The organism is uncultured Romboutsia sp. (genome assembly GCF_958366745.1).
In the GTDB taxonomy this organism is placed as follows: Bacteria; Bacillota; Clostridia; order Peptostreptococcales; family Peptostreptococcaceae; genus Romboutsia; species Romboutsia timonensis.
In genome coordinates, this window is record NZ_CATXCO010000244.1 from 1 (window position 1) to 3,381 (window position 3,381).

Sequence of the window (3,381 nt, forward strand, 5' to 3'; positions counted from 1 at the left end):
AGGGTGCTTTCTCATCTCCTGAAGGAATACTAATGAGAAAAATCCAAGAAACATTGTTCCCAGATAACACTTATTCAAATGAATCAGGAGGAGATCCAAAGTATATTCCTGATTTAACATATGAACAATTTATAGATACACATAAAAAATACTATCATCCATCTAATAGTTATATATTCTTATATGGAGATATGAATTTAGAAAAATGTTTAAAATTCATAAATGAAGAATACTTAGCTGATTTTGATAGAAAAGAAATAGATGCAGAAATTAAGCCACAAGAAAAATATAATAGCATAAAAGATGTGGAGTATACTTACTCAATATCTGAAGAAGATGATGATAGTGAAAAAACTTTCTTAGCTTTAAACTATGTAACAGGAAGATCAACTGATGAAGAAGTTTATATGGACTTAAATTTATTAGAATATATACTTCTTGAGGCAGAAGGTGCACCACTTAAAAAAGCTCTACTTGATGCAGAAATAGGAAAAGATGTTTTTGGTAGCTTTGATGGAGGAATACTTCAACCTGTATTTAGTATAATAGCTAAAAATAGTGATGTTAGTAAAAAAGAAGAATTTAGAAAAGTAGTTTATGATACACTTAATGATATTGTAAAAAATGGAATAGATAAAAAGCTTATAGAAGGGTGTATAAATGCATTTGAATTTAGATTAAGAGAAGCAGATACAGGTGGATATCCAAAAGGATTAGTATATTATATGAATGCTATGGATAGTTGGCTATATGGTGGAGATCCGCTTATGCATATAAAATATGAACACGCTATAGAAAATGTTAAGAAGTCTCTTAATACTAATCATTTTGAAGCACTTATTAAAAAATATATGTTAGACAATACTCATGCATCTCTACTTACATTAAAACCAGAAAAAGGATTAGCACAAAGAGAAGAAAATGAGTTAAAAGAAAAATTAGAAAACTATAAAAATAGTTTAAGTGAAGAAGAATTAAATAAAATAGTTGAAGAAACTAACAACTTAATACTTCGTCAAAGTACACCAGATTCACCAGAACTTTTAGAAACTATACCGCTACTTAGTTTAGACGATATAGGAAAAGAAGTTGAAGATTTACCTATAAATAAGGTTAAACATAATGATATAGAAATACTTCATTGTAATACATTTACAAGCAATATTGCTTACTTAAACTTTATGTTCTATGGAAAATGTATAGCAGAAGAAGATATACCATACTTTAGTTTATTAGGTAATTTACTTGCAAAAGTTGATACTAAAACTTATGACTATAAAGAACTATCTAATGAAATACTTATAAATACTGGTGATATGTACTTTAGAAATAACGTATATGGAAATGATAAAGATGAAAATAAATACTATCCATTCTTAGAAGTACGCACTAAGGTTATGGATGATAAGATATACAAATCTATGGAAATAATGGCTGATATAGTTAAAAACTCTTTATTTGAAGATAACAAGAGAATAAGAGAAGTAATAAGAGAGCTTATTTCAAGAATAGAAATGATGCTTATGCAAGCAGGGCACCAAGTTGCAGTTGGAAGAGTTGCTTCATATTTCTCACCTGCAGCGTCATATATGGAAAAAATATCAGGATATGATTATTATAAATTCTTAAAAGATATAGAAAATGATTTTGACAATAAAATAGAAAACTTAAAATCTAAATTATACGAATTACAAAATACTATATTTAATAAAAATAATTTAATGGTATTTATAACTGGTGAAGATAAGGAATTAAACTTATTAAAAGAAAATATGAACAAAGTTGTTGATGTATTATCTGCTGAAGCATTAAATAATAATGATTATACATTTAATGAAGAACAAAAAAATGAAGGATTAATGACTCCTGCTAATGTAGATTATGTATGTAAAGGATACAATTTTAAAAAGCTTGGATATGACTATAACGGAAGTTTATTAGTATTAAAAACTATCCTTGGATACGATTATTTATGGAACAGAGTAAGAGTTAAGGGTGGAGCATATGGATGTATGTCAACTATTGCAAGAACTGGTAATATGGCATTTGTATCTTATAGAGATCCTAACTTAACTGAAACCCTTAAGGCTTTCAATGAAGCACCAGATTTTATAAAATCATTTGATGTTTCAGATAGAGAAATGACAAAATATATTATAGGGACTATAAGTAATTTAGATATGCCACTAACTCCAGCATCTAAGGGTGAAAAAGCTCTTGGTATGTATATGAGAGGCATAACTAAAGAAGATAGACAGAGAGAAAGAGATGAAGTTTTAGATACAAATGTTGAAACTATAAAAGAGTATAATAAGCTTATAGAAGATATAATGAAGAAAGATTTTATATGTGTTGTTGGTGATGAAAAGAAAATTAAAGCTGACAAAGATGTATTTAAAAATTTAATAAATGTATTTAATTAATGTATAAAAGTGTCTTAATTAATTTTAAGGCACTTTTTATATTGTATATAAATAATAAAAATATATATGAATATTTTTATAAATATTTTTTAATGATATTATTAAGTATATAATCTAAGGTCTAATAAGGGGTAGAATATGAATATAAAAAAATATAGTCAGGCACCATTTTTATATGAAAATAAAGAATCAAATACTATGGTAATATTTGTACATGGAATACTAGAAGGTCCTAAGCAGTTTAGAAAATTTACAGAGGTTGTATATAATAAAGGTTTTTCATATTCAGCAATTCTACTTGATGGGCATGGAGGAAGTGGTAAAAAATTTGCTAATAGTAGTATGAAAAAATGGATAAATTCTGTGGAAAAAGAGATATTAAAGTACAAAGATAAGTACGAAAATATAATATTAGTAGGTCATTCTATGGGAGGATTATTATCAATACTGTTATCATTAAAATATAAAAATAAAGTAAAATCACTTATATTAATATCAACTCCACTTAAGGTACATGTACGATTTGATATGATGATAAGTAGTATAAAAATAGCTTTAGGGAAAATTAAAGATGAAGATACATTAACTAAATATGCTTATAATGCATTGAGTGTTGATAGAAGTTCATTAGTAACTTATGCTAGATGGATACCAAGATATAAAGATTTATTTGAGCTTATAGTAATGGTGAAGAGAGAGCTTAAAAACATAGCTATACCAACATTAATTATACATACTAAAAAAGATGAACTTGTTAGTAATAAAAGTTTAAATTTATTTTATAAAAATTTGAAAAATGATTATAAAATTATAAATTTAGAGAAGTCTGGACATTTTTACTATAATGAAGATGAACTAAATAAAATATTAAAAGTATTTCAAAGATTTTTAGAAGACACAATAAGTTAAATATAAATTTAACTTATTGTGTCTTCTTTAATGTTATAGAGTTATTTAA

Annotated in this window: 2 protein-coding genes; both read left to right on the forward strand. The window is 25.9% G+C overall.

From position 1 onward, the window contains the following. The coding region (locus Q5F54_RS12110; protein WP_302334501.1) for an insulinase family protein at positions 1-2,423 on the forward strand (2,423 nt) is incomplete at its 5' end. A gap of 138 nt (positions 2,424-2,561) precedes the next feature. Next, positions 2,562-3,332 carry a carboxylesterase gene (locus Q5F54_RS12115; RefSeq protein ID WP_302334502.1) on the forward strand — a complete coding sequence of 257 codons (771 nt, stop codon included), beginning with the start codon at positions 2,562-2,564 and terminating at the stop codon, positions 3,330-3,332. Positions 3,333-3,381: the final 49 nt, after the last annotated feature.